Consider the following 26709-nt stretch of genomic DNA (forward strand, 5'->3'; position numbering starts at 1 on the left):
AGAGTAAAAACAACAAAGGGGGCAAAATCGCCCCCTTCGAAATCCTGATGCGATTACTTCACCACCCTTAAAGAGGGCTTTTTCACCGACTTTTTGCCTAAACTGGTAGGCGGTGTCGGCTCCGGCGGCTCCGGGGTCTCTTCAGGCTCGAACACCATGCCCTGCCCATTTTCACGGGCATAGATACCGATAACCGCCCCTACCGGGACTTGTATATCGGTAGGCACGCCACCAAAACGCGCATTAAATCTGATCGCATAGTTATCCATGGTCAGGCCAACCACAGCACTTTCCGAGACATTCAGCACAATCTGGCCGTCGTCGTTAACATGCTGTTGAGGCACCAAGACTCCAGACAAATGGGTATCCACCAGAATATAGGGAGTGCACCGGTTATCGGTTATCCACTCATAGAACGCCCGTAAAATGTAAGGGCGATTGGATGTCATAGCCGGCTTACTCACAAAAGTGTCCTCAACGCATTTCCCGTTCGTACTCAGTCAGGCTCTGCTGGAAGGCTTCGCGAGCAAATAGGCGATCCATATAATCCAGTAACGGCTTAACCTGCTTGGTTTTAGGCAAACTGACTTCAAACTGCTCAAGACGCCACAGCAGCGGGGCCATACAGCAATCCACCAGAGAGAACTCTTCATTAAAGAAATAGGGCAACTCGGTAAACATCGGCGCAATACCAACGAAGCTATCGCGCAGCTCTTTACGCGCAGAAGCTACATCTTTGCCACCGGCCAAGATTTTATCTACCAGCGGGCACCAGTCACGCTCGATGCGGTGCATAATCTGGCGGCTCTGTGCACGGGCAACCGGATACACAGGCAGCAACGGCGGATGCGGGAAACGTTCGTCCAGATATTCCATCATCACCTTGGTTTCGAACAATACTAAATCGCGATCTACCAGGGTGGGCAAAGAATTATAGGGATTGAGGTCAGCGAGCTCGGCTGGTTTATCATCGGGATCAACATCAATGATGTCGACGGAAACTCCCTTTTCTGCAAGCACAATGCGCACGCGGTGGCTGTAGTGGCTGCGACCATCGGAAAAGAAGGTCATCGAGGAGCGCTTGTTGGTAGGCACACCCATGTTCAATCTACCTCAAACTAGTTGGTCGGCGAGCGCCAACCTTTTCAAAATATAAAAGGGTGGCGGAGCAACTCCACCACCCATCAAAGAGAAACCGGCGAAACTTAGTGGTGTATGTCTTTCCAGTACTCGCGGTTCAACAGCCAGGCGAAGATAAAGAATACAAAAATAAACGCCAGCACGTAGAAACCAATGCGCTTGCGATCTTCAGCCATAGGCTCGGCAATGTACTCCATAAAGTTAACCAAGTCATACATAGCCTGGTCGAACTCTTCAGGATTCATGGAGCCCTTCACACTACCGACTTTCAGGCTGCCACAATCGGCATCCATAATGGGGTTGCCCAACTCATCTCGCACAATCTTGCCGTGGTCGCGCTTAGGACCCGGGGCACATTCCGGCAAACCCTGCAGCTCCATCAAAACATGGGGCATAGCGACACTGGGGAATACCAGGTTGTTCACACCGGTAGCCCGGCTGTCATCCTTGTAGAAACTGCGGAGATAAGTGTAGAGCCATTCCGGTGAGCGGGAGCGGGCTACCAGCGTCAGGTCCGGAGGTGTGGCACCGAACCACACCTTGGAGTCATCCGGACGCATGGAGATCTCCATCAGATTACCAATCTTATCGTTGCCCAGAACCAGGTTCTGCACCATCAGCTCGTTGGGGATATCCAGATCGGTGGCAACGCGCTCCCAGCGGGAGTAGTTGGCACTGTGACAACCCATGCAGTAGTTGACGAAGTACTTGGCACCGCGCTGCAGAGACGGCTTGTCCTGCAGGTCGATATTGATGTGGTCCAGCTCAACGCTGGACTCGGCACCTACCGCCTTAATGGGAATAAAGGTCAGCAGTCCGACAACCACGATACCAATAAACAGGATACCGAAAGTCTTGGCGCCAGACGGGCTGGTTACACGCTCGGGTTCAGGGTACACGTCATCGCGGTTAGTAATCCACGGCAGAGCGGCAAAGAAGCCCGCCAGTAGAAGGGTTACCACAGCCATGAAAGTATTCACAGAGAGATTGGCAACGGCCATCCACAGGAACAGCACACCGAAGCCGATGCTTACAACCCAGGAACCAATGCCTTTTTTGCTCTTAGGATTCGTCCAGACCGGCATGGTCAGGAAGAAGGCGAAGTAGAACAGAGTCGCCACCTGAGACAGGAAGTTGCGTTCAGGGGTCGGAGATTTAACACCAAGATAACCGAGGATAATAAATACCGCAGCGAACACCAGCAGTAATGCCTTGGGCAACCAGCCTTTGTAGCGGATGGAACGCACCGGGCTCTTATCCAGCCAGGGCAGCACAAACAGCACCGCAATAGCAGCACCCATAGCAACAGTACCGAGGAACTTAGCCGGCAGAGGGCCAATATCCATAGTTACTGCGCGCAAAACTGCATAGAAGGGTGTGAAGTACCAAACCGGGGCAATATGTGGCGGTGTCTTCAGCGGGTTTGCCTCTTCGAAGTTAGCGTACTCCAGGAAGAAGCCACCCATCTCCGGGAAGAAGAACACCACGGTTGCGAAGATAAACAGGAATACCGCAATACCAACCAGGTCGTGAACCGAGTAGTAGGGATGGAAAGGCACACCGTCTTTGGGAATACCGTTCTCGTCTTTGTTCTTCTTGATCTCGATACCGTCTGGGTTGTTAGAGCCCACTTCGTGCAGCGCAAGAATGTGCAATACCACCAACAACACCAGTACCAACGGCAACGCAATGACGTGTAGAGAGAAGAAACGGGTCAGAGTAATACCTGAAATCAGGTAGTCTCCACGAATCCACTCCACCAGGGTGTCACCGATGCCAGGGATAGCGCCAAACAGGGACACGATCACCTGGGCACCCCAGTAGGACATCTGCCCCCAGGGCAGTACGTAGCCCATAAAGGCTTCGGCCATTAGCACCAGATAGATACACATACCGAAGATCCACACCAGCTCGCGGGGCGGCTTATAAGAGCCGTACATCAGACCGCGGAACATATGCAGATACACCACCACGAAGAAGGCAGACGCACCTGTCGAGTGGAGATATCGTATCAACCAGCCCCACTCCACATCGCGCATGATGTATTCAACGGAGGCAAAAGCCTCCTCGGCAGAGGGGTTATAACTCATAACCAGCCAGATACCGGTCAACAGTTGGTTGACCAGTACAAGCAGGGAGAATACGCCGAAGAAATACCAGAGATTAAAGTTTTTGGGCGCATAGTACTTGCCCATATGCTTATCCCAGGCCTGGTAGATCGGCAGACGCTGATCAACCCAGTCACCGAAATTTGCTAGCCATTTCATGCAGCGCCCTCCTGGTCTACACCAATCACGATTACAGCATCGCTCTCATAGGAATAAGGCGGAACCTCCAGATTGGTAGGTGCCGGAACACCGGCGTATACGCGGCCAGCCATATCGTATTTAGAACCGTGACAGGGACAGAAGAAACCGCCCATCCAGTCATCGCCGCCCAGGTCGGCAGCACCGACTTCGGGACGGTACATAGGCGCACAGCCCAGGTGAGTACACAGACCAACCAGAACCAACAACTTCGGCTTGATAGAGCGGTTTTCCGGGTTTACATAAGCCGGCTGGATAGACTCTTCGGAATTGGGGTCTCGCAATAGCGGCTCCACCTTTTCCAGGTCCTGCAAAATCTCGTCAGTACGACGGACCACATATACCGGCTTGCCGCGCCACTCAACGGTGACCATCTGACCCGGCTCAAGTTTGCTAATGTTGTACTTAACCGGAGCGCCCGCAGCTTTCGCCTTGGCACTCGGCTTCCAGGAAGCGACGAAAGGCACGGCCACCCCAACCGCACCCGCACCACCAACTACAGAGGTAGCAGCGGTTAAAAAACGGCGCCGTCCTACATTTACACCGTCATCACTCATGACGTAGTTCTCCCATCACAGCGATCCCGGACAGACCGGAAATGCGCTGGCCCAAACCCAAAAAGTCTTGAAAGAAGTCCCGCTCCGGCAGATTGCCCGCGCGAATAAACCCCACAAATCAAGCGGATACAAATCCGCGCAATGTTAAAGAAAATGCCATTTTGATACAAGGCAAAGACCTGGGGAACGTCTGGAATTGCGCGGTGAAATTGCGAGAAATTGAACAATTCCCAAATGGGTATTCAAAGTCACAACTACCGGATAGAAAAAAGCCCGGCAATTGCCGGGCCCAAAAGAAAGCTTAACGCTTGGAGAATTGCGGCTTCTTACGCGCTTTGCGCAGACCCACTTTCTTACGCTCAACCTCACGGGCGTCGCGGGTAACAAAACCAGCGGCGCGCAGCGGTTGACGAAGCTCCTCATCGTACTGCATCAGGGCGCGGGTCAGGCCGTGACGGATTGCACCCGCCTGACCAAAGGAACCACCACCTTTTACAGTTGCGATGATGTCGAATTTCTCGACCATGTCTACTTTTTCCAGCGGCTGACGCACGATCATGCGAGCCACCTGGCGGCCAAAGTATTCGTCAAGGTCGCGACCATTTACGCTGATCTTTCCTTCACCGGGCACGATAAATACACGAGCGGTGGAGGTCTTGCGGCGGCCGGTACCGTAGTATTGAGTAGTTGCCATCAGATTTGTTCCCGTTTAGATCGCCAGTTCAATCGGCTGTTGTGCCGCGTGAGGATGTTCACTACCGCCGTATACTTTCAGCTTCTTGAACATGGCGCGACCCAGAGGACCCTTCGGCAGCATGCCTTTAACGGCGCTTTGAATGGTGCGCTCGGGCGCTTTCTCGATCAGCTTTTCAAAGCTGATGGACTTGAGACCACCGGGGTAGCCGGAGTGGCTGTGGTAGATCTTGTCTTTGGCCTTGTTGCCGGTCACGCGAACCTTCTCGGCATTGATCACAATAATGTAATCGCCAGTGTCCACGTGGGGCGTGTATTCAGGCTTGTGCTTGCCACGCAGGCGGTGTGCGATCTCGGCAGAAATACGGCCGAGGGTCTTGTCCGCAGCGTCAACAATGTACCAGTCGCGTTTTACCGCTTCTGGCTTGGCACTGTATGTCTTCATGTTATAAACACCTGTAATATGACCCCCTGGTTTTAGGGGCCGTCCCACAAAAGAGCGCGGATAGTACAAAAGGAGTGCTCGCTTTTCAAGCGATTTCTGGGGCGCCCACCCTTCTCGGCAAGCGAGGCTATTCCGGGCGATGCGCCCTCTCCAGGTACTCCCTGGACTGCATCTCCAATAACCGGCTGACCGTGCGCTCAAACTCAAAACGCAGGTGCTGCCCTCCATATAACTCTTCGGCCAGTACCTCTGCAGAGATCACCAACTTGACGCAGCGATCGTAGAATTCATCTACCAAATTGATAAAGCGGCGCGCCTGGGCATCCATGCGCTCATCAAACTTCGGTACCGCCGCCAACAGCACTGTATGAAATTCCCGCGCCAACTCTATATAGTCATTTTGTGAACGAGGACCATCGCACAGATCTGTAAAATTGAACCAGGCAACATCATCTGCCACCTTCAGTGCGCGGATAGGACGCCCCTCAACCTGCAAGTCGACATCACTGCGCACCTCACAACCATCCACGATCAGACGGGAGAAACTGCTGGACAGGTTTTCGCCTGCCGCTCTGTCGAGTGGAGCATGGTATAGCTCCAGTAACTCCAGGGTACGCAACCGGTAGTCGGTGCCACCATCGACATTCACCACCTTGGTGTGTTGCTGAAGGAGTTCTATAGCTGGCAGAAAACGGGCTCGCTGCAGACCATCTTTATAGAGCCCTTCCGGCACGATATTAGAGGTGGCCACTAGAGCCACCCCACGGCGGAACAAGGCATCCAAAAGGCCCGCCAGGATCATAGCGTCAGCGATATCGGAGACAAAGAACTCATCAAAACAGAGCACACGCGCCCTTCGCGCAATCTTGTCGGCTACCTTTTCCAGCGGGTTTTTCTCCCCGGCATACTCCTTCAGATCCTGGTGAACCTGGCGCATAAACCTGTGGAAATGGGTGCGCTGCTTCTGCTCAAAAGGCAGGGACTCATAGAAGGCATCCATCAGATAGGTTTTACCGCGTCCCACCCCACCCCAGAAGTAGAGCCCGCGCTCAGGCCCAACATCGGCGCCGCGCAGACGTGAGACTAGCCCGGCAAGAAACCCTCGCTCAGCCCTTGCCACCAGGCGCAGATGCAGATTTTGCAGCTCCTGAACCGCTGCCCTCTGGGACGAGTCCTCCAAAAATTCAGGGCGCTGCAGGTCATTCTCATAGCGCTCAAGAGGGGAAAGTAAGAGAGGTTTGGCGGGCAACATAGATGAAAATTTCTTCAACAGCTAAATCACAGGCGCGCACTCTACCAAATTCACCACAAAGCCGCCTAGGCGACAAAGGTACAACATCAGTGAACCCAGCCAGGTCCTACCCGTGTCCGATTCGCCAGCCTATACCGGCAATTCGGAACTGGCGGTAAATTGGCGTGTCGCAAATACCTAACAACCTTAATTGTCAGATTAATAATCGCGTATACTGGGCCCGCTAACATTGGGCGACAGTCACTTAACGTTGACCATCCAGGGCCTCAGACGGTATCGCGGTCCAAATAACCGCCATCCATAATCATGCACCAGGGATCGCCAGTGCCATATAAGAGCAAGTTCGGGAGGTAGGAAGTGCACTCTACATCGGTATTAATTTTAGTTGGCATTCTCGGAATGACGCTGGGTGCTTTTTTAGCCTACCTGGCGATTCGCGGGCGCTCCAGTATTGACCGCACCCAAGAGCTGGAACAGCGCCTGCGAGAGGCCAATAGCAAGCTCGAGGATTTCCAGCTACAGGTCAATGAACACTTTGACCAAACTTCTCAGCTGGTTCACAACCTGACCGAAAGTTACAAAGACGTTCACGAGTATCTATCCAATAGCGCTTTACGCCTCTCCAACCAGGATATAGGCCGACAAATGCTTGAAGCCGGTAGCGGCAAACTGAAAGAAGACGACAAGCAACTTCAAGAGATGGAACCACCGAAAGACTGGGCACCGAAAGAGCCCGGCGCCAAAGGCACCCTCGATGAAGATTATGGCCTGGAGAAAGAGGCCCACGCAGGCAGCTAACAAGTAACAAGAACCCAATAAGCTCTATTTTTCGCAACGGTGTAAAATCACAAAAGGCGGGATATCCCGCCTTTTTCATTAAGTTGTAAACTTACAGACTCTGATAATAATCCATCAGGATCTGCGCCACTTCCGGGCGGGAGAACTCCGGAGGCGGCGCAATGCCATCCCCCAGCATTTCACGCACCTTGGTTCCAGACAGCAAAATAAAGTCTTCCTTAGTGTGATCTGGTACATCACGCATCATCACAACTTTATTGAGCTTCTTTGAGTAGGCCGTGTGATCGGCTCGGAAGATTTCGATTTCCAAAGCACCATCAGGTACCTTCTCATCGAAAATAGTCTGCGCATCGAAGGCACCGTAGTAATCTCCAACACCAGCGTGATCTCGACCTACAATCAGGTGGCTGCAACCACAGTTCTGGCGGAACAACGCGTGCAGCACGGCTTCGCGAGGACCAGCATAGAGCATGTCAAAACCGTAACCGGTCACCATTACGGTATTAGCAGGGAAGTAGAGCTCGACCATCTTGCGAATCGAGGCATCGCGGACCGGCGCAGGGATATCACCGGGCTTTAACTGCCCCAGCAACATATGAATCAGGACACCATCTGCCTCTACCGCTTCAAGAGCCATCTTACACAACTCTTCATGGGCGCGATGCATAGGGTTGCGGGTTTGGAAGGCCACCACTTTGCTCCAACCACGCTCGGCAAATTCATTGCGAATTTCTACCGCTGTGCGGAAGGTATCCGGGAAGTCGTTGATAAAATAACTAAAGTTCAGTACTTCGATAGGGCCAGAAATTAACTGACGACCAGCGGATTTAAAGGTGGCAACACCGGGATGCTTATCATCCAGGGTGCCAAAGACCTGCTCGGCCATAGCATCCATCTGCTCATCGGATACGCTTTCAATCGATTCCACATCCATGATCGCCAGCACCGGGTTACCCTCAACATTCGGGTCCCGCAAGGCGATTCGAGATGCCCCCTCAATAGCACTGGTGTCTTCAACAACATTCAACACCGGCACAGGCCAAAAGAGGCCGTCGACTGTGCGTAAGGTGGCAGCAACACTCAGCGCATCGGCCAAGTTCATATAACCGTGTAAGGGGTTGAAATAGCCCGCTCCCAGCATGACTGCGTTGGCAGCAGCGGCAGAGCTAACCACAATAGAGGGCAACGACTCCGCCTCATGCATCAGCTGGTGATGCCGCTCGCTGTCATAAACAAAGCGAGGCTGCAGCTCAACACTGCCGTGGGGACGAACTAAGGACATTTTGGTCTCCAAATACAAAATTTGCCGGTTAGTCAATTATCGGCTGGCCATTATACGCATCTATAAAGGCTGACCAATGTCAAACCTATACAGAGTGGGGGAGTATAGCTCCCCCTATAGTCCACTAAACAACAATACTGCTCTAAGAAATTGATGCTCTACCAAAACACAGTTTTTACAGATCGTACATATATTCGAAGTAAAGGCTGGGGGTAATCTAGCCAGGAAATAAACACTGGGAAAATATCCCCGAATATCTGTTTGGGGCTGTCAACATCAATAGGGCATAGATATAAGAACTGGGACGAGAAAGGTCAGCTTACCCCCCCCGATCAAGCTCAATAAGCCTTCTGGGGACCACAAGGTAACTATAAACACTGGCAAGCATATGAATGGACTGCCTTGAAGGCTTCTAAACAGAAGTCATTGATGCTGATCTTTTAAATACCCCCACTAACGCACCCTCAATAGTCACTAGGGGGATAGAAACTCCTCGCAGAACCCCTAACTCACCTTGAACTAACCACTGAAAGAGCAGCAAGGCTGTCCTCGGCGAATCCCCAGCGAGAGGTGTGTATAATCAGCGCAAATGAGGAGTCTCGAGTGTCCCAAAATCGCTTTTTACAGGATTGGGCCCTGCCTGCCCTGATAGGTTTGGCTATGGCCGCACTACTATTGGTCATATTTCCGCAGTTGCGCGGCACAAACCCCGCACCTCCACAGGAGGATTGGCAGGGGCCGGTTTCCTATGCCCAGGCAGTCAATATGGCTGGTCCCGCTGTAGTTAACATTTATACCCGCATGGCACTACCACAGCGGCAACACCCACTGTTTAATGACCCTCTTTTTCGGCGTTTGTTCGACAATATGAATGTCCCGCAGAGGGAACGCATGCAGTCGAACCTCGGTTCTGGGGTTATTGTCAGTGACAACGGCTATATTCTCACCAACCACCATGTGGTCGACCAGGCAGACGCTATTGTCATCTTGCTCGCCGATGGCCGCGAAGCACAGGCTCGCATGGTCGGTAGCGATGCCGACTTTGACTTGGCCGTTTTGAAAATAGAACTCGACAACCTAACTTCTATCTCAGTTGGTGAGCCCGAATCCGCTCAAGTAGGCGATGTAGTTCTGGCTATTGGCAACCCTTTTGGGGTTGGTCAGACGGTCACCCAAGGCATCATTAGCGCCAAGGGACGCCACTTGGAAAACTCCGGCACCGGAAGCCACCTACAGAATTTCTTGCAAACTGACGCAGCCGTGAATCCGGGTAACTCCGGCGGCGCATTGGTGGACTCTCGCGGGCGCCTGCTCGGCATTAACACTTCTATTCTCAACCAGTCCGGCTACTCCGGCGGGATCAGCTTCGCCATTCCCGCCAATATCGCTTTTAAAGTAATGCAGGATATTATTGCTTACGGCCGCGTTGTACCCGGCTGGCTAGGCATCGAAGCCAGCGCAATCAGCCCGCAGATGGCTAAGGAATTTAATCTCCTCTCCACCGGTGGCGTCATGATTACTGCCATCTACAATGAGAGCCCAGCTCATAACGCCGGACTCAAACCTGGAGATGTGATCACCCATATTGATGGACTCCCCATTGGTGACGGAAAGCAAGGTGAGGCCACCATGGCAACCCTGCGTCCTGGAGACACCATCTCCATTACCTTTACTCGAGAGGGGCAGTCTCATACCGTGGAAGCTACCGTGTCAGTCAAACCAGATACAACAACCCCTGTGGAATAGCCTGCCGGGGAACAGGGAGACAACCTATGCGCACAATCATCCTTACCATCCTCGCGATTCTTGTTGCCGGGCAATGCTGGGCCGATGACAAAGAGGAACTCCAAAAACTACTACATTATTTTATCGATAATGCTGCCAGCAGTGCCGAGGCCCATCAGCGCTTTTGGGCTGATGACCTTGTCTATACCAGCTCCGCGGGAAAGCGATTTGGCAAAGCAAAAATCATGCAGGGCATGGAGACAGCTGGCGATGAGCCCATAACAGTGAACTACGCCGCAGAGGATATCGATATTCGCCTACTTGGAGATACGGCAGTAGTAGCTTTCAAATTAGTCGCCAACGATAGTGTCAAAGGAAAGAAAAACTATTATTTAAATACAGGCACTTTTGTGAAACGCCAGGGAGACTGGTTTGTAATCGCCTGGCAGGCAACCCAAATTCCCAGAGAAGGAAGCCAGTAGAAATAGGATATTGCGTGGGCCAGGCTAGTCCCCGGCCCGCCTTTCCCGCCAATTCTCGCGAACATTAGCCATAAATCGGGATTCACTGGGTACATTCGCCTGGGCAATTAGCCCCCTAGCAAAAGTCTCTACCTCCTCCCTGCTTCTCCCCTCCCCGGAAAAAGAAGCTCGCACCTTAATAAATTTATCCTTGCGTACAAATAAATAGGTATGGGTATCAAAGCGCTCCCCATCTGCGGCGAGGAAATAACCGGAAAGCCTGGTCACGGGCATGTCCTGCCCCTGTACGCGCCATATTTCTGAAGTCTCCTCGCTGAGATCCAACACCTGCCACTGAGCTTCCCTCTCGACCAGCTCAAGTTCCTGGCGAACCCTATCCAGCTCCTCAACCTGCGCCTGCTTCAGATCTCCCCACTCCCAATTGGGGATTGGGTAGACAAAAACATCTACAGAATCGAACTGAAACTGACGGTGCACGTAGCGCGTTTGAGCCCCAAATAACGGGTGGCTAGCAAGCACAAGGGGGTTGCTCACATACTCACCGACAGACTCCGGCAAATTCAGAGCCGAGTGGTAGTCACTCGCTCCAATGGATTGATAGAGATATTCTGGAGCCATAACCCTATCTTCCTGCAGTAAAGCTATCAGCTCCCCTGCTACCACTTTGGCTAAATCTCGCTTTGCGGCAAGCGGAGAAGTAAACAGGCTTATTGTTGTTGTGAACGGAAACTCTAATTGATAACGCTTCAAGGGTAGGCCGTGCCAAGTCAGGATTGCATCGATATGGATATCCTGCGTGGTACGCATAGGAGCCAACATCAAAGTGGCACCTGCTATAACCGCCTCACCGATATCCTCTATCCCCTCCTCAGAATAACCGGCAGAAGTTACCAGTAATTGGTAAGGAATATCGTCGTTACCAGAGTGCACAGAACTAAAGGCCGTGGAGGCTTCCAGCTGCCCCAATAGTTCCGTGTAGTCCACTACACCATACTGACAATATTTGAGCAGAGAACTTTCGGAATAATCGTTACAGCGCCGTTCAAAATCCTCACCAGGCATCTTGGCGAATAGGGATAGGGCGGGAAGGCTCTGCTCAAACCCTGAATATTTTTCAACGCTATATTCATCAGCCGTCACACAACCAACCAGGATAAGGGCGACTAAACACAGAAGTAATTTACGCATGATGTGCCTTACTGGTGCCAGTTACCGCGATAAGGTATTCGTTTATTTCTTGATCCGAAAGGTGGCAGAGCGAGCATGGGCTTCCAACCCTTCACCACAAGCGAGGGTGGCAGCTACACGACCAAGCTGATCGGCACCTTGTGGGGAACAATAAATAATCGAACTGCGTTTCTGAAAATCGTAAACACCCAGGGGTGAGGAGAATCTTGCGGTACCACTGGTAGGCAGCACATGGTTGGGCCCCGCGCAATAGTCCCCCAGAGCTTCTGCAGTATAGCGGCCCAGGAAAATCGCACCGGCATGGCGAATTTGCGGCAACAAAGATTCAGGATCAGCCACAGAAACTTCCAAATGTTCGGGAGCAATACGATTAGAGATTTTTATTGCCTGCTCAAGAGAGTCCACCAGAATCAGAGCACCGCGATCCATTAGTGACTTGGCTGCTATTGTTGCGCGAGGCAACTCTGCCAGCTGCCTTTCAAGGGATGACTCCACCGCATCGAGAAATTCTGCGTCAGGGCATAGCAGAATCGCCTGCGCCTGCTCATCGTGTTCGGCCTGGGACAGCAGATCCATCGCGATCCAATCTGGATCGGTGGCCCCATCACAAATAACAAGTATTTCCGAGGGCCCGGCGATCATGTCTATTGCCACATGGCCAAAGACCGCGCGCTTGGCACTAGCCACAAAGATATTACCGGGGCCAACGATCTTATCTACCGAGGCAATCGTTTCGGTGCCATAAGCCAGTGCGGCCACCGCCTGTGCACCACCAATAGTGAACATTTGATCCACTTCGGCAATCGCTGCCGCGGCCAGAACCAAATCACTGATCTCGCCCTCGGGAGCCGGAACCACCATAGCCACTGAATCCACGCCAGCAACCTTTGCCGGAATAGCATTCATTAATACCGATGAAGGGTAACTGGCTTTACCCCCAGGTACATAAATGCCAACACGCTCCATTGGAGTAATCTGCTGACCCAGTACTGTGCCGTCTGCCTCGGTATAGCGCCAGGAGCCCTGCTTTTGGTGTTCATGGTATTCACGTACGCGCCGGGCGGAGACTTCAAGGGCCTCACGCTCCTCAACTCCAATACGGGCAAGAGCCTCAGTCAGCGCTTGTGGAGTTAAACAAAAGTCTTCTGCTCCAGTAAGATTACGGCGATCAAAACGGTTGGTATATTCAATAACCGCAGCATCCCCTCGATTGCGCACCTGCTGCAGAATTTCTGCAACTATCTCCTCGACCTGTTTATTGGCCACCGCCTCCCAAGCGAGCAACTGCTTTAATTGCCCATCAAAATCCGTGTCAACGGCACTTAGCCGACCAATAAACTTGCGAGTCATAACGTCTAAAAATCTTCTAGTTCTGCGCGACAGCTGTCGACAATTTTTCAATCAGCTCACTGATTGGCTGATACTTCATCTTCATGGCGGCCTTATTGACAATCAAGCGGCTACTGATATACGCAATCATTTCACGAGCTTCAAGGCCATTGGCTTTTAAGGTATTGCCACTATCGACTATATCTACAATTTCATCGGCAAGATCCATCAATGGAGCTAACTCCATTGCGCCATACAGCTTAATAATGTCCGCCTGCCGCCCTTGAGCAGCGTAATGTCGCTTGGCGCTCTCAACAAATTTTGTTGCCACTTTTATCCGCCCCGTCGGCAGAACCGCCCCCTTCACCCCTGCGGTCATCAGACGACAGCGCGCAATACCGAGATCAAGAGGTTCATAAATACCGTCGGCATGATGTTCCAGCAGAGTATCTTTACCAGCAACCCCCATATCCGCAGCGCCATGCTGCACATACGTGGGAACATCGACACCACGCAAGAGAAGCAGACGCACCCCCTCGCAGTTGGTGGGGAAAATCAGCTTGCGGCTTTTCCCTAGGTCTTCAAGTGGTTCCAGACCCGCCGCTGCGAGCAAAGGTAAGGTTTCTTGCAGGATACGCCCCTTGGTCAAGGCGATGGTGATTTGCATAGTCATTATTAAGCCGGCTCTTCTTCGAGAGCCGCCCCGACCTAAGGGGCGGCCGTCTCAACTTGCTAACCAGGTACTCGGCGAATACTCGCCCCCAGTTGCTGTAATTTTTCCTCAATACATTCATAACCCCGGTCTATATGGTAGATACGGTCGACTGTGGTAGTGCCCTCAGCAACCATACCCGCAATCACCAGGCTTGCCGAAGCGCGTAAATCCGAGGCCATCACGGGTGCTCCTTTAAGCTTCTCAACACCTGTGACGAAAGCCGTATTACCCTCAAGGGTGATATCAGCACCCATACGGTTCAACTCATGAACCTGGATCAGTCGATTCTCAAAAATAGTCTCCACCACAGCGCCTTTACCCTCAGCTACGGCATTCATAGCGGTAAACTGCGACTGCATGTCGGTGGGGAAAGCTGGGTAAGGTGCGGTGCGGAAACTCACCGCCTTAGGGCGGTTGCCCTTCATATCCAACTCAATCCAGTCATCACCACAGCTCAGGTGTGCGCCAGCCTCCTCAAACTTCACTAATACCGCATCGAGGATGTCCGCACGAGTATGCAGAAGCCGAACCTTGCCACGAGCTGCTGCCGCAGCGGCAAGAAAAGTGCCAGTTTCGATGCGATCCGGCATAACGGTAAAGGTGCAAGGGGTCAACTTGGGGACGCCGTGGATGCGCATAGTGTCAGTGCCAACACCCTCTATCTGTGCTCCCATGGCAATTAGGAATTCTGCCAGGTCGACGATCTCAGGTTCGCGCGCGGCATTGTGCAACACCGTGGTGCCCTCTGCCAAAACTGCCGCCATCAGCAGGTTTTCTGTACCACCGACAGTAACCTTCTCCATAACGATATTGGCGCCTTTAAGGCGGCCATTGGAGCGGGCCCGGATAAAACCCCCGTCAATGGTTATTTCTGCACCCATCGCCTCCAGCCCTTTCAGGTGGATATCCACCGGACGACTGCCGATCGCACAGCCGCCAGGGAAAGAGACATTAGCTACGCCGTGGCGGGCCAATAGCGGGCCCAAAACCAAAATAGAGGCGCGCATGGTTTTCACCAGCTCGTAGGGCGCCGTCAGATCGTTGACCGAACGGGGGTCTATTTCAACACCCAGCTTCTCATCAATTGTGACATCACACCCCATACAGCGCAGCAGGGTGATCATCGTGGTGATGTCATTAAGGTGTGGCAGGTTATGAATATGTACCGGACCATCGGCCAAAAGTGCTGCGGCCAAAATTGGCAAAGCGGAATTCTTCGCACCAGAAATTCGCAGGGTGCCGGAAACTGGGCTACCACCCTCTATTATTAACTTATCCATTCGGTCTCGTATTTCGGGAGTCGCCTAAATACAGGCAACAGGTTATCGACTGGCTTCTTCTGGAGTAAGGGTCTGCATTTGCACGGCGTGCAAAGTGCCGTCGGCAATTTTGTCATTTAGCGCCGCATAAACTAGCTGTTGCTTTTTCAAGCGGCTTAGGCCTTCAAAGGCGCTGCTCACCACAGTCACCATTAGGTGGCTACCTTCAAAGGAGACCTCGACATTACTCTCGGGGATATGACCCTCAATGAGGGTTTTGATTTCATCTGGTTGCATAGGTGGGATTTGCGTTAGTTAAAAAAACATCACGCAAGTGTACTTGAATCATGAAGGGTGCGCAGCTGCGCACCCTGAAGTTCGCCGACTAGCTCACTTTATCGGCAACATCCTGTCCTGCGGACCAGTTGGAGATTACCTTGTCGATATCCCCATAAGACTGCATAGATTGAGAAAACTGACTGCGGAAAGTTTTACCCAAATTAACGCCATTTAAGATAACGTTAATCAGCTTCCACTCTCCCGCGCGGTTACGCACCAGAGTATAAGAAACTTTGGTAATACCCTCTTTGCTGCGCACTTCCTGTAAAACATTAACCCGGTTCCCACTGGGCAAAGTTCCCGGGTTGACCACTTTCACATCGAGGTCGCCAAAATTTGCTACACCCCGAGCAAATGTTGCCACCAGATCTCGACGAAAAGCACTGGAAAAACGGGAGCGCTGGGATGCAGTCGCCTGTTTGGCATAACGCCCCATAACACCGCGCGCGATAAAATCAAAATCCACAACCGGCGTCAGGACCCCCTCAATAGCGCTGTAATATCTCTGCGGATCAGAGTTGGCATATTGGGCATTTGAGCGAATCACACTCAACAGTTTTTGGGAAACCCCTTCAATCATTACATAGGGGTTTTGATCGGCATTTGCAGCGGGGACCACAGCAGATACCAATACTGCGCAAAGTACAAATCTTAGCCACCGGGAAAAACCGTACCGACCAATCCAAAATGATGTATTCACAAATACTCTCCAATTAGCAAATCATTCCTTGGACGCACACAGCGTAAATAAGTGCCATGACGAAGCTGCTGGCAATCAGTCCCAGTAAATGGGAATTTGTCGTTCATCCGCTGAGTGACATAGCTGACAGCAGCGGCGGCAGACTATACCATGACCGCGCCCGGTGGTGTGGCAGTGTACGAGCGTGTCATTTGACACTCCGGCAGGCGACCGGTTGCCATACGTGCCTGTTGGGTGTTCGTATTTAGATTAGCACGACAATCGCAGGGACAACTGCGTCAAACATAGTTGATAAAGTCTGCCCCCTAACGCTCAAAGGGCTCACCATAAAACCGGACGAAGATAAGTCATCACTTTTTTACCTTATAAAATTAGAAACTCTTAAATTAGAAGTCAGTAATTCAGAGGCACCCAATGACCCAGGATTTGATATTGCAGGCCGGGCAGCGCACCGTGCGAATGGAAACGGAAGCTGTTGCCGCACTGGAACACCGGATCAACGGCGACTTCCAGCGCGCCTGCGAGATGATCCTACAGTGCCCCGGACGTACCATCGTAACTGGCATGGGAAAATCAGGGCATATCGGACGCAAAATAGCGGCCACCCTTGCCAGTACTGGCACCCCAAGTTTTTTCGTTCATCCAGGGGAAGCGAGCCATGGCGACCTGGGAATGATCACTCGCGACGACTTAGTGATATCTATCTCTAATTCAGGCTCTTCCGCAGAGGTACTTACTCTACTGCCATTACTGAAACGCCTGGGTATCCCCATGATCAGCATGACAGGGAAGACGGATTCGCCATTAGCACAAGCTGCAGAGGTAAACCTGGATATTTCGGTGCAAACGGAAGCCTGCCCTCTTAATCTAGCACCAACCTCATCAACCACTGTCACACTGGTTATGGGTGATGCTCTAGCTGTAGCCCTACTGGAAGCGAGAGGCTTTACAGCTGAAGATTTCGCATTTTCCCATCCAGGAGGAGCCCTCGGTAGACGTCTGTTACTCAAGGTTGAAGATGTTATGCACGCAGGAGAGGAGTTACCCCAGGTCCAACCCGATACTTTGCTATCTAAGGCCCTACTAGAAATGACCAGTAAAGGGTTTGGTATGACCACTATTGTCGATTCCAAAGGTGAGCTGCTCGGTGTGTTCACCGACGGGGATCTACGACGAGTGATCGACCACAAAATCGAGCTGGGTAAGGCCACAATGGATCAAGTGATGAGCCGCCTTCCCAAAACGGTATCTGCCGAAACCCTGGCTGCTGAAGCACTGCGAATTATGGAAGACTACAAAATCACCGCACTCGTCGTGGAGGATAAAGCCCACCACCCCGTAGGTGTTTTACATATGCACGATATATTACGCGCCGGCGTAATCTGAGATAATCAAATAAATGACGGCGCAAATTAGCACCTCACAGACATTTCGGAAGGATTAACCTGGTGGTTTCAGAAGAAAAAATAAACTCTGCACTGCAGAAGGTACGCTGGTTGGTATTGGATGTAGATGGCGTCCTCACCGATGGCAAGCTCTATTTCGACAATAACGGCAATGAGCTGAAGACCTTCAATACACTCGATGGGCACGGCATTAAAATGCTGCAAAATTCCGGGGTTCGCGTAGCCATTATTACAGGGCGACGCAGCTCAGTAGTGGAACGCCGCGCTCACGATCTTGGCATCACTAAACTGATCCAAGGGCGCGAGGACAAATTTACTGCACTGCAGGAACTCTTGTCCGACGAGTCATGCCGCCTGGAAGATATCGCCTATATTGGCGACGACTATCCTGACCTACTGGTTATGACCCGTATCGGCTGCCCCATAGCTCCTCCCAATGCAGCTTCTCCAGTCATGGAACGTGCCCTGTGGGTAACTCGAGCCTGCGGTGGTGAAGGTGCAGTGCGCGAAGCTTGTGATCGAATTATGCTGGCCCAGGGAACATTTGATTCTGCCCTCGCCCCCTACATTGGAGAGAAATAATGCGCACCTGGCTACCGCTGCTATTAGTAATATCGCTAATCAGTGTTGGCCTGTGGCTTTCAGAGAGCCCACCTGATCAGCTGCTGGGGGTTCGACCTACCCCCCAGCAGCATGACAAAGCGGCAGAGCTAATCATCCGAAATGCCAAAACACGCCACTTTAATGAGGAAGGAAATCTAGCCTATCGCGTGGACGCGGACCAGATAACCTACTACCAGTTTAAACGCCGTGACCGGGCAGACCTGACCGAACCTCGCATGGTTTTTTACCAAGATGACCAGCCTAAATGGCGTACCGAGTCCCGAGAAGGGGTGGCACACAATCGCGGTGAACGAGTAGTCCTGAGTGGCGATGTAGAAATTGATGAACTACCCACCCCAGGTGGCATCAAATTGGAAACATCCAGTATTACGATTCTCCCCGCGAAGGAATTCGCCGAGACAGACAAAGTTGTTACTATAAGCTCTGGCCCAAACCGCACCACCGGCAAAGGCATGCGCGCTTACTTGAATGAAGACCGGATGGAAATCCTATCCGATGTAAAGAGCATCTATGACACTGACTAATTACCGCCACCTGTTAAAAGTCTCCACCATCGCAGCGCTCCTGCTCACAGCCTCATCAGCTTTTGCACTGCCTGAGGACCGCCAACAGCGGATCAATATCAGCTCTGATGCAATGAATGCAGGTCTAAATAATAACTTGGTGGTATATAGCAATAATGTTGTTATAACTCAGGGCTCTTTAAAAATACGGGCAGACCGCGTTGAGGTTTATTTCACTCCAGAAAAGGAGATTAGTCGTGTAGTGGCCGTGGGCAAACCCGCACATTTCCAGCAAAAGATCCTCCAGGGCGAGAACCCCGTAAAAGCCAGAGCCCAACGCATTGTATATCAAGTGGGCTCTGAGGAGTTGCAACTAACCGGTAAAGCCCATGTTGACCGGGAAGGCAACACACTGACAGCGGAAAAAATTGACTACGACCTCACTACCGAGCAAATGAGCGCCAAGGGCCAAACTGGGAAAGGGCGTGTAGAGATGACCTGGAAACCCGAGAAGAAAGAGAGCTCGCAAGACGCCAATGATAATCAAGGCCAGTAAACCCTCTACTTAATACCTCATCATAAGTAACAAATATTATTGCACCAGCGGGCATCACTCTGCCCGCGGCATGGATAGATTCGGTACACACTATGCCAACGCTCAAAGCGTTACATCTCGCGAAACAGTATAAAAAAAGAAAAGTTGTCCAGGATGTCACCGTCAGTGTTTCCAGTGGACAGGTTGTCGGCCTCCTCGGCCCCAACGGTGCCGGCAAAACAACCTGCTTTTATATGATTGCCGGGCTGGTGCAGGCCGACGCTGGCAGGGTGATGATCGACGATGAGGATATAACCCGGCTATCCATGCACGGACGCGCACGCAAAGGTATCGGTTATCTCCCCCAAGAAGCCTCTGTATTTCGCCGCTTGACGGTAAAAGACAATATCTTAGCAATCCTTGAAACCCGCAAGGACCTCTCAAGAGACGAGCGGCAACAACAGGCCCAAGCACTACTTGAGGAATTTAATATAACCCATATCGCGCAAAGCCTGGGTATGGCCCTCTCTGGTGGAGAACGACGCCGAGTTGAGATTGCCCGCGCTCTGGCCACCAACCCCGGCTTCGTCCTGTTGGACGAGCCCTTTGCTGGGGTAGACCCCATATCGGTGAACGATATCAAGGAGATCATCCGCCACCTGCGTGATCGCGATATTGGCGTACTAATCACAGACCATAATGTTCGCGAAACGCTGGATATCTGTGAGACCGCTTACATTGTCAGTGAAGGTCATATCATCGCTGCAGGCACGCCGGATGAGGTTCTCGCCAACCAACAGGTGCGCGAAGTTTATTTGGGACACGAATTCACTATTTGAGGCTAACCACCAATTTCTGTCCTTAAATTCTTCACTTATGACGGGAATAATCATAATTCTGGAAACATAGCACCAGCTATCACGCCAGGACCGGCACGCTTATTGCTTGTAATAGATTGAAGAGAGGGGTAGTCTGCGCCATCTTAGGACAATTTGATCGACACCCTGTCTTATCGGCCTGCGGCGCTCCACTATGAAGCAGTCTCTCCAGCTCAAGCTCGGCACACAGCTGACCATGACCCCCCAGTTGCAGCAAGCAATTCGCCTACTGCAACTCTCCACACTCGATCTGCAGCAGGAGGTCCAGGCAGCACTGGACAACAACCCAATGCTGGAAGCGGATAGCGAAGAGCAATCCGTCAAGGTGGATGAAAATCAGCCACAGTCTGAACAAACACCGGAAAACACAACACAGCCGGTAGAAGAGCGCGAACTGGCCGAGGGGGACTGGGACCAGGCAATTCCTGATGAGCTGCCCGTCGACTCGCGCTGGGATGATATCTACACCAATAACAGCGGCAGCCACGAGTTAGATTCCTCCAGCTATGAGCGTAACTCCACCTCCATCGGCCTTCAGGATCATCTACGCTGGCAGCTGAACTTGACCCCCTTATCTGAGCAGGATAAATGGATCGGTGAAAACTTAATTGATGGCATAGCCCCCAGCGGCCTCCTTGGTACTTCTGTGCAGGATGTCGCCACCTCTTTATCGATCGATGAAGATGAGGTGCTCGCGGTTCTGAAGGCTATTCAGCAGTTTGATCCCGCTGGCTGCGGGGCTCGGGATCTCAAAGAATGCCTGCAATTACAACTGCAGCAGTTGCCGCGAAATACCCCTTGGCTAAGCCAAGCGCAAAACATTATTGAGAAACACTTGGACTTACTTGGCAAAAGGGATTTTCGCCAGTTGAGTCGACGCACACGACTCACTGAAGCCCAGCTAGGCGAGGCCATTCGCCTAATCCAGACCTTAAACCCCAGTCCGGGAGAGAGCTATGGTGGGCAAGAGCCGGACTATGTAATTCCAGATATTGTCGTTTCCCGCAAAACCCTTCGCTGGCACGTAGAATTGAATGCAGAGATCACCCCAAAGATCCGTATCAATGACCACTACGCCTCCCTGGTCAAGCGTGCCGACAACTCCAGAGATAACAATTTTTTGCGGGATCACCTGCAAGAAGCACGCTGGTTTATGAAAAGCCTGCAGAGTCGCCACGAGACTTTACTGAAAGTAGCCAACTGTATTGTCGAAAAGCAGCAAGGTTTTTTTGAGGAAGGTCCGGAAGCCATGCGACCTATGGTGCTGGCAGATGTTGCTGAATCTATTGGCATGCATGAATCGACCATATCTAGGGTGACCACCCAGAAGTACATGCTCACGCCTCGCGGCGTGTTTGAGCTCAAGTATTTCTTTTCGAGCCACGTCAGCACAGACTCCGGTGAGGATGCCTCTTCAACTGCTATCCGTGCACTGATCCGCAAGCTGATTGACGCAGAGACCCCGCGCAAGCCGCTCTCAGATAACAAAATTACCCTAGAGCTCGATAAACAAGGTATTAAAGTAGCCCGCCGCACTGTGGCGAAATACCGCGAGTCAATGGGAATTCCCTCCTCCAGCGAGCGAAAACGCTTGGTCTGAAGGGGCCACTTGGGTTTCGACTCATGAGGTAGGCCAAGTCATAACCTGGCACAAATTACTACACCTTCGCAACCGAACTCCAAACTTTGAGTGTATCCTTCCATTCTGGGCCACTTCCTAGTAGGGTTGCGACCCGAAAGGAGGCTCGCCGTAATGTGATGCACCTGGTAAGGAGAAATCCATGCAGATCAATATTAGTGGTCACCACGTCGACGTTACCTCGCCAATGCGCAGCTACTGTGAGAACAAGCTGGAAAAGCTCTCAAGGCATTATGACAATATAACCAACGCGCAAGTCATCCTATCCATAGACAAGCTGATCCAGAAAGCCGAAGCCCGGGTACATATCAATGGTCACGACCTTTGCGCGGGTTCGGAAGACAAGGACATGTATGCGGCCATTGATTCGCTTACAGACAAGCTGGACCGCCAACTGAAAAAACACAAAGAGAAGTTGCAGAACCACCGCTGAACTATGACACTGGAAGCTTTACTCTCTCCCCGCCTCAGCCTTTGCCATCTGGCGGGGAGCAGCAAAAAGAAATTGCTGCTCAATATCGCCCAGGCTGTAGCCGAACAATATCCACAGCATGACTCTGACATCATATTCAACCAACTGATCGCGCGCGAGCGTCTAGGCTCCACAGGAATTGGCGAAGGTGTGGCTATCCCCCACTGCCGTCTTCCTGGATGTGAGCACCCCATTGGCGTACTTTGCACTACAGAACCCGCCATAGATTTCGACGCTATCGACCGACAGCCTGTCGATCTGCTCTTTGTCTTGCTGGTTCCTGAAGATTCGGAACAACAACATCTAGATACACTGGCAGAAATCGCTGCGCTCTTCTCTAACAGCCAGGTCCGGGACAAGTTGAGGCAGGCTGACACTAGCGACGCACTCTATGCCCTAGCTATAGACTCAGCCGCAGCAGCCTGATTCTAGCTTTGCGCTCATATCCTGGTAATCCGATTCCAGAGTCACGACTTATAAATTACCGCCAGGAATATAAACACCATTTAATCAACGATTAAATGGTATAAAGAGCTAAAAAGAGGGGGTCCCCATGCGCTTGATTATCATCAGCGGCCGCTCCGGCTCTGGTAAAAGCTCCGCACTTCAACTGCTCGAAGATGCGGGCTTTAACTGCATCGACAATCTGCCGATTAGCCTACTACCCGAACTCATCAAGCGGGCTGAGCAGCAAACGACTAAAGGGGACACCCCCCTTGCCCTGGGAATAGACGCTCGCAACCTCTGGCAGGATATCAAACAGGCCCCCCGTGTTATTGAAGCCCTGCGCAGTACCGGCGTAGAGTGTGATGTAATCTACCTGGACGCCCGCGAACCTGTACTGGTACAACGCTTCAGCGAGACCCGCCGCAAACACCCCCTGAGCAATGATTGCACCCACTTACTCGAAGCCTTGAAACAAGAAAGAGAGCTGCTAACACCCGTCTCAGCCATAGCGGATATGGTGATAGATACCAGTAGCCTCGGTTTGCACGAGTTACGGGAGCTGATTAGAAGCCGCGTGGTGGGCGGACATTCGGAAGGGATGGCAATACTTTTCCAGTCTTTCGGCTTTAAATATGGGGTGCCAGTGGATGCCGACCTGATGTTCGACTTACGCTGCTTACCAAATCCCTACTGGGAACCCAATCTTAGGAAAAAAACCGGGTTGGACCATGAAGTAGCCGAATTTTTACGCTCCCACCCCAAAACTAACAAGATGGAAGCAGATATCACCGGTTTCTTAGAGAACTGGCTACCCTCTTTCCAAGAGAGCAATCGCAGCTACACCTGTATCTCCATTGGCTGCACCGGAGGAAGACACCGCTCAGTTTATATGGTTGAACAACTGGCACGCACTTTTCTCCACAAATTTGGCAATATTCAAGTCCGTCACCGCGAGCAACAGAGATAGTCCATACAAATCCGCTACCTATGCAAAAACAGCGCCTCACCATCATTAACAAGCTCGGGCTGCACGCTCGCGCAGCCAGTAAGTTTGCCCAAACCTCTGCCCGCTTTTCCTCCAACATCAAAGTGCACTGTGGCGATAGATCGGTGGATGGCAAGAGTGTTATGGCACTTATGTTACTTGCCGCCGGGCAGGGCACAGAGTTGGAGCTGGAGGTTGAGGGCCGTGATGAGAGTGACGCACTCGGAGCTATCAGCACTCTCGTCTCAGAGCGCTTTGGAGAAGCCGAGTAATTTGCAAAGGCGAGCGGCTCTGGATAGAGTCCGCCATGGCGTAATAACGCCGCGACTTTCTTATGGTCTCTACTCCCTAAACACCGCTGAGCAGTAAGGATTTATCGTGTCCAGCCCACCCCAAGCCGAAATCAAGTTCCGCGCGCAAAACCAGCTCAGCGAGTTGTTCGCCGCCCTCGATAGTGGCACCGGGCAGGAAGTCCGGCGCATGCTCAAAACCCTGACCCCGCAGAGTATTGCGCAGCTATTGGAAAGCTCCCCCCCGCGTATTCGCCAGGTTCTGTGGAATCTGATCGATCGGGATGTCGAAGGTGAGGTACTGCAAGAGCTCACCGATGAAGTGCGCAGTCAAATCCTCGATACCATGGATACCGAGGAGATGGTGGAGATTATGGAGGGGCTGGATGCGGACGATATCGCGGATATCCTTCAGCAGCTCCCCGAACGCGTCGTCTCTGAAGTCCTCTCAGCAATGAGCGAAACCGACCGCCTGCGGGTGGAAAGCGTACTCGCTTACGATGAGAATACCGCTGGCGGCTTAATGGACACCGATACTATCTCGGTGCGCCCCAACTTAAGCTTGGATGTGGTGCTGCGCTACCTGCGCCGCCATGAGCAGCTGCCGGAATCCACAGATAGCTTATTTGTAGTCAACCGACGTGGCCAATATATCGGGCTGCTACCGCTTTCAAAGCTTCTCACTACAGACCCCTCTGTCACGGTACGCGAGGTCGTCAATACTGATGTGGAGCCAATTCCCGCCGATATGCGCGATACAGAGGTGGCCCGGTTGTTTGAAAAGTATGACTGGATCACCGCACCAGTAGTGGATGAACACAACCGCCTGCTGGGTCGAATTACAATCGACGATATCGTCGATGTTATTCGCGAAGACGCCGACCACTCCCTGATGAGTATGGCGGGCCTCGATGAAGAAGAGGACACCTTTGCTCCGGTAAGGCGCACTGCGCGCAGGCGCGCCCTCTGGCTCGGTATCAATCTGCTCACAGCCCTTCTCGCCTCATGGGTAATCAGTCTGTTCCAGAATACGCTGGAAAAGGTCGTTGCCCTGGCGGTATTGATGCCGATTGTCGCAAGTATGGGGGGGGTGGCCGGCAGCCAGACACTCACCGTGGTGATCAGGGGTATGGCTCTGGGCCAGATTGGCAAAAGTAACCTCAGTTGGCTACTCTCGCGGGAGCTCGGCTCTGCATGCCTTAATGCCCTGCTTTGGTCTCTGGTGATGGGGCTAATCGCTGCACTCTGGTTTGACGACATTACCATTGCGGTCATTATTGTTGCGGCCATGGTAATCAATTTGATTGTGGCAGCGATGGCAGGAGCAATCTTACCGGTTGTATTGCGGGCAATAAAAATCGATCCAGCATTAGCCGGTAGTGTCGCACTGACAACCGTCACCGATGTGGTGGGGTTCATGTCCTTCCTTGGCCTCGCCACCTGGTATTTTGGCTGAAAGGCAATACACTCCCCGCTCAAACAGAGCCGGTACAATCCGGAACTTTTATACGGAACTGAAGATGTACGAATACGACGATGAAGACCTGCCCAAGAGCAAAACGCAGGTAAAACAGGAGATGCACGAGCTGCAGGCCCTGGGGAAGCAATTAACCGAACTATCTAAAGCCCAGCTCGCCGAGGTGCCCATTGATGAGGATATGCGCGAGGCAATAGACACCTTGGGACGAATCAAGTCCAACGAGGCTCGCCGTCGCCAAATGCAATATATTGGCAAGCTGATGCGCAGTGCAGATCACGAAGCGATAGAAGCCGTGCTGAATAAATTTAAAGAGCGAGACCAGCAGCACCTGCGCTTCGACAAAATGGCCGAAGACTGGCGCAGACGCCTACTCGAAGAAGGTAATAGTGCCCAGGGTACCTTTTTTGACCAGTACCCTCAGATAGACCATCAGCATTTACGGCAATTGGTACGCGACTCCCTGCGCGAGATCAAAAACAGCAAACCACCCAGCAATCAGCGCAAGCTGTTCCGCTACCTGCGTGATTTCTTTATTCAGGCATCACAGTAGTTCTCATTCACCCAGCGCATATCACACGGGCGGCCCTGCTCCGCCCATAAACTCCATTGACTTATACCAAAGCCAAATTGCATCAATTAAAACTACAAAAGAGACTCGCTCAAACCAAAAATCAGACAAAGATAGTATGAGATCTAGCGATTATTGTTTGACATCCCCGGCCGGCTCAAAATCCAAGGCCAGCGAGTTCAAGCAATACCGTAGGTTTGTCGGTGGTGGACCATCCTTAAACACATGCCCCAGGTGCTCTCCACATTTGGACAATACCTCTGTGCGCCTGAGCCCCCAACTGAAATCATCCTTTAATACGATATTCTGCGGATAGGCCACATCCCAAAAGCTGGGCCAACCAGTACCCGATTTAAACTTGTGCTTTGAACTAAAAACCGGCAGACGGCAGCCTGCGGTGACATAAACACCTTCTTTTTCGTTGTATAACAATTTGCCACTAAAAGCCCGCTCCGTATCTCCCTGCCAGAGAACCTTGTAACGGTCCTCGGGGAGTAGCTGCTTCCATACCGACTTGGGGATCTGCTCTAGCCCTTTGCCTTCGGCTATACGTGATTTGGCTTCCGCCACTGTCATATTCTGGATTCTTTGGTCATCAGCCTCAGAGCAGGCCGATAGAACCAGGGCAAACACCAACAGGGGCCATAAGGCCGGGGACCTCACCATCTTGCA

General features: G+C 52.0%; 30 protein-coding genes. 15 read left to right on the top strand and 15 right to left on the bottom strand.

Going from position 1 to position 26709, the window contains the following annotated elements; all coding sequences use genetic code 11:
* Nucleotides 1-53 precede the first annotated feature (53 nt).
* The 7 genes from MJO52_RS16030 to zapE form a co-directional block, all read right to left on the bottom strand.
* Nucleotides 54-449 carry a ClpXP protease specificity-enhancing factor gene (locus MJO52_RS16030; protein ID WP_252086012.1) on the bottom strand — a complete coding sequence of 132 codons (396 nt, stop codon included), beginning with the start codon at nt 447-449 and terminating at the stop codon, nt 54-56.
* A gap of 25 nt (nt 450-474) precedes the next feature.
* The gene (locus MJO52_RS16035; protein ID WP_252082981.1) at nt 475-1101 is read right to left on the bottom strand and encodes a glutathione S-transferase N-terminal domain-containing protein; all 627 of its coding nucleotides are present in this window, start codon (nt 1099-1101) and stop codon (nt 475-477) included.
* Between the two features lie 104 nt (nt 1102-1205).
* Complete coding sequence (locus MJO52_RS16040) at nt 1206-3407, bottom strand: ubiquinol-cytochrome c reductase (RefSeq protein WP_252082982.1); 2202 nt, start codon at nt 3405-3407, stop codon at nt 1206-1208.
* Entirely contained in the window at nt 3404-4003 is a 600-nt protein-coding gene (gene petA / locus MJO52_RS16045) for a ubiquinol-cytochrome c reductase iron-sulfur subunit (protein ID WP_252082983.1), read from the bottom strand. The genes MJO52_RS16040 and petA overlap by 4 nt, the downstream gene beginning before the upstream one ends.
* 301 nt (nt 4004-4304) lie before the next feature.
* Nucleotides 4305-4697, bottom strand: coding sequence for a 30S ribosomal protein S9 (rpsI, locus tag MJO52_RS16050; RefSeq protein WP_252082984.1), 393 nt, complete (start codon nt 4695-4697; stop codon nt 4305-4307).
* Nucleotides 4698-4712: 15 nt separating this feature from the next.
* On the bottom strand, nt 4713-5141 hold the full coding sequence (gene rplM, locus MJO52_RS16055; protein WP_152454552.1) for a 50S ribosomal protein L13: 429 nt from the start codon (nt 5139-5141) through the stop codon (nt 4713-4715).
* 127 nt (nt 5142-5268) lie between these two features.
* Nucleotides 5269-6393, bottom strand: a complete 1125-nt coding sequence (gene zapE, locus MJO52_RS16060) for a cell division protein ZapE (protein ID WP_252082985.1) — start codon at nt 6391-6393, stop codon at nt 5269-5271.
* Nucleotides 6394-6750: 357 nt separating this feature from the next.
* On the opposite strand from zapE, the gene MJO52_RS16065 reads away from it, so the two are divergent.
* Nucleotides 6751-7191 (top strand): YhcB family protein, encoded by a 441-nt coding sequence (locus MJO52_RS16065; RefSeq protein WP_252082986.1) that lies wholly within the window; start codon nt 6751-6753, stop codon nt 7189-7191.
* A gap of 91 nt (nt 7192-7282) precedes the next feature.
* Here the strand turns inward: MJO52_RS16065 and sat are convergent, their stop codons facing one another.
* A complete protein-coding gene (gene sat, locus MJO52_RS16070) occupies nt 7283-8473 on the bottom strand; it encodes a sulfate adenylyltransferase (RefSeq protein ID WP_252082987.1) in 1191 nt (396 codons plus the stop codon).
* Between the two features lie 603 nt (nt 8474-9076).
* Between sat and MJO52_RS16075 the strand changes: the two genes are divergently transcribed.
* Entirely contained in the window at nt 9077-10219 is a 1143-nt protein-coding gene (locus tag MJO52_RS16075; protein WP_252082988.1) for a S1C family serine protease, read from the top strand.
* A 26-nt stretch (nt 10220-10245) separates the two neighbouring features.
* Nucleotides 10246-10680 (top strand): nuclear transport factor 2 family protein, encoded by a 435-nt coding sequence (locus MJO52_RS16080; protein ID WP_252082989.1) that lies wholly within the window; start codon nt 10246-10248, stop codon nt 10678-10680.
* A 24-nt stretch (nt 10681-10704) separates the two neighbouring features.
* On the opposite strand, the gene MJO52_RS16085 is transcribed toward MJO52_RS16080, so the two are convergent.
* The 6 genes from MJO52_RS16085 to MJO52_RS16110 all read right to left on the bottom strand — a co-directional run bounded on the left by MJO52_RS16085 (nt 10705) and on the right by MJO52_RS16110 (nt 16210).
* On the bottom strand, nt 10705-11868 hold the full coding sequence (locus MJO52_RS16085; RefSeq protein WP_252082990.1) for a hypothetical protein: 1164 nt from the start codon (nt 11866-11868) through the stop codon (nt 10705-10707).
* Between the two features lie 42 nt (nt 11869-11910).
* Nucleotides 11911-13218 carry a histidinol dehydrogenase gene (gene hisD, locus MJO52_RS16090; protein WP_252082991.1) on the bottom strand — a complete coding sequence of 436 codons (1308 nt, stop codon included), beginning with the start codon at nt 13216-13218 and terminating at the stop codon, nt 11911-11913.
* Nucleotides 13219-13234: 16 nt separating this feature from the next.
* Nucleotides 13235-13870: an ATP phosphoribosyltransferase gene (gene hisG / locus MJO52_RS16095; RefSeq protein WP_252082992.1), complete on the bottom strand. Its 636-nt coding sequence runs from the start codon at nt 13868-13870 to the stop codon at nt 13235-13237.
* 59 nt (nt 13871-13929) lie between these two features.
* Nucleotides 13930-15192: a UDP-N-acetylglucosamine 1-carboxyvinyltransferase gene (murA, locus tag MJO52_RS16100; protein WP_252082993.1), complete on the bottom strand. Its 1263-nt coding sequence runs from the start codon at nt 15190-15192 to the stop codon at nt 13930-13932.
* Nucleotides 15193-15234: 42 nt separating this feature from the next.
* Nucleotides 15235-15468 (bottom strand): BolA family protein, encoded by a 234-nt coding sequence (locus tag MJO52_RS16105; RefSeq protein WP_252082994.1) that lies wholly within the window; start codon nt 15466-15468, stop codon nt 15235-15237.
* Nucleotides 15469-15556: 88 nt separating this feature from the next.
* Nucleotides 15557-16210: an MlaC/ttg2D family ABC transporter substrate-binding protein gene (locus tag MJO52_RS16110; RefSeq protein WP_252082995.1), complete on the bottom strand. Its 654-nt coding sequence runs from the start codon at nt 16208-16210 to the stop codon at nt 15557-15559.
* 414 nt (nt 16211-16624) lie between these two features.
* Between MJO52_RS16110 and MJO52_RS16115 the strand changes: the two genes are divergently transcribed.
* The 12 genes from MJO52_RS16115 (at nt 16625) to yjgA (ending at nt 26019) form a co-directional block, all read left to right on the top strand.
* The gene (locus MJO52_RS16115; protein WP_252082996.1) at nt 16625-17596 is read left to right on the top strand and encodes a KpsF/GutQ family sugar-phosphate isomerase; all 972 of its coding nucleotides are present in this window, start codon (nt 16625-16627) and stop codon (nt 17594-17596) included.
* A 62-nt stretch (nt 17597-17658) separates the two neighbouring features.
* Nucleotides 17659-18198, top strand: coding sequence for a KdsC family phosphatase (locus tag MJO52_RS16120; RefSeq protein ID WP_252082997.1), 540 nt, complete (start codon nt 17659-17661; stop codon nt 18196-18198).
* On the top strand, nt 18198-18764 hold the full coding sequence (gene lptC, locus MJO52_RS16125) for an LPS export ABC transporter periplasmic protein LptC (RefSeq protein ID WP_252082998.1): 567 nt from the start codon (nt 18198-18200) through the stop codon (nt 18762-18764). Before MJO52_RS16120 ends, lptC begins: the two co-directional genes overlap by 1 nt.
* Entirely contained in the window at nt 18751-19299 is a 549-nt protein-coding gene (gene lptA / locus MJO52_RS16130; protein WP_252082999.1) for a lipopolysaccharide transport periplasmic protein LptA, read from the top strand. Before lptC ends, lptA begins: the two co-directional genes overlap by 14 nt.
* 92 nt (nt 19300-19391) lie before the next feature.
* Nucleotides 19392-20117, top strand: coding sequence for an LPS export ABC transporter ATP-binding protein (lptB, locus tag MJO52_RS16135; RefSeq protein WP_252083000.1), 726 nt, complete (start codon nt 19392-19394; stop codon nt 20115-20117).
* Nucleotides 20118-20310: 193 nt separating this feature from the next.
* Nucleotides 20311-21756 (top strand): RNA polymerase factor sigma-54, encoded by a 1446-nt coding sequence (locus MJO52_RS16140; RefSeq protein ID WP_252083001.1) that lies wholly within the window; start codon nt 20311-20313, stop codon nt 21754-21756.
* 181 nt (nt 21757-21937) lie between these two features.
* Nucleotides 21938-22228, top strand: a complete 291-nt coding sequence (hpf, locus tag MJO52_RS16145) for a ribosome hibernation-promoting factor, HPF/YfiA family (RefSeq protein WP_252083002.1) — start codon at nt 21938-21940, stop codon at nt 22226-22228.
* A gap of 3 nt (nt 22229-22231) precedes the next feature.
* Nucleotides 22232-22693 (top strand): PTS IIA-like nitrogen regulatory protein PtsN, encoded by a 462-nt coding sequence (ptsN, locus tag MJO52_RS16150; RefSeq protein ID WP_252083003.1) that lies wholly within the window; start codon nt 22232-22234, stop codon nt 22691-22693.
* Between the two features lie 127 nt (nt 22694-22820).
* Complete coding sequence (gene rapZ, locus MJO52_RS16155) at nt 22821-23681, top strand: RNase adapter RapZ (protein WP_252083004.1); 861 nt, start codon at nt 22821-22823, stop codon at nt 23679-23681.
* A 20-nt stretch (nt 23682-23701) separates the two neighbouring features.
* The gene (locus MJO52_RS16160) at nt 23702-23971 is read left to right on the top strand and encodes an HPr family phosphocarrier protein (protein WP_252083005.1); all 270 of its coding nucleotides are present in this window, start codon (nt 23702-23704) and stop codon (nt 23969-23971) included.
* A 106-nt stretch (nt 23972-24077) separates the two neighbouring features.
* A complete protein-coding gene (gene mgtE, locus MJO52_RS16165; protein WP_435583621.1) occupies nt 24078-25445 on the top strand; it encodes a magnesium transporter in 1368 nt (455 codons plus the stop codon).
* A gap of 64 nt (nt 25446-25509) precedes the next feature.
* The gene (gene yjgA, locus MJO52_RS16170) at nt 25510-26019 is read left to right on the top strand and encodes a ribosome biogenesis factor YjgA (RefSeq protein ID WP_252083006.1); all 510 of its coding nucleotides are present in this window, start codon (nt 25510-25512) and stop codon (nt 26017-26019) included.
* A 150-nt stretch (nt 26020-26169) separates the two neighbouring features.
* Here the strand turns inward: yjgA and msrB are convergent, their stop codons facing one another.
* Nucleotides 26170-26703, bottom strand: coding sequence for a peptide-methionine (R)-S-oxide reductase MsrB (gene msrB, locus MJO52_RS16175; protein ID WP_252083007.1), 534 nt, complete (start codon nt 26701-26703; stop codon nt 26170-26172).
* Nucleotides 26704-26709 lie beyond the last annotated feature (6 nt).

Origin of the sequence: Microbulbifer variabilis, assembly GCF_023716485.1 — a bacterium.
In the GTDB taxonomy this organism is placed as follows: Bacteria; Pseudomonadota; Gammaproteobacteria; order Pseudomonadales; family Cellvibrionaceae; genus Microbulbifer; species Microbulbifer variabilis_B.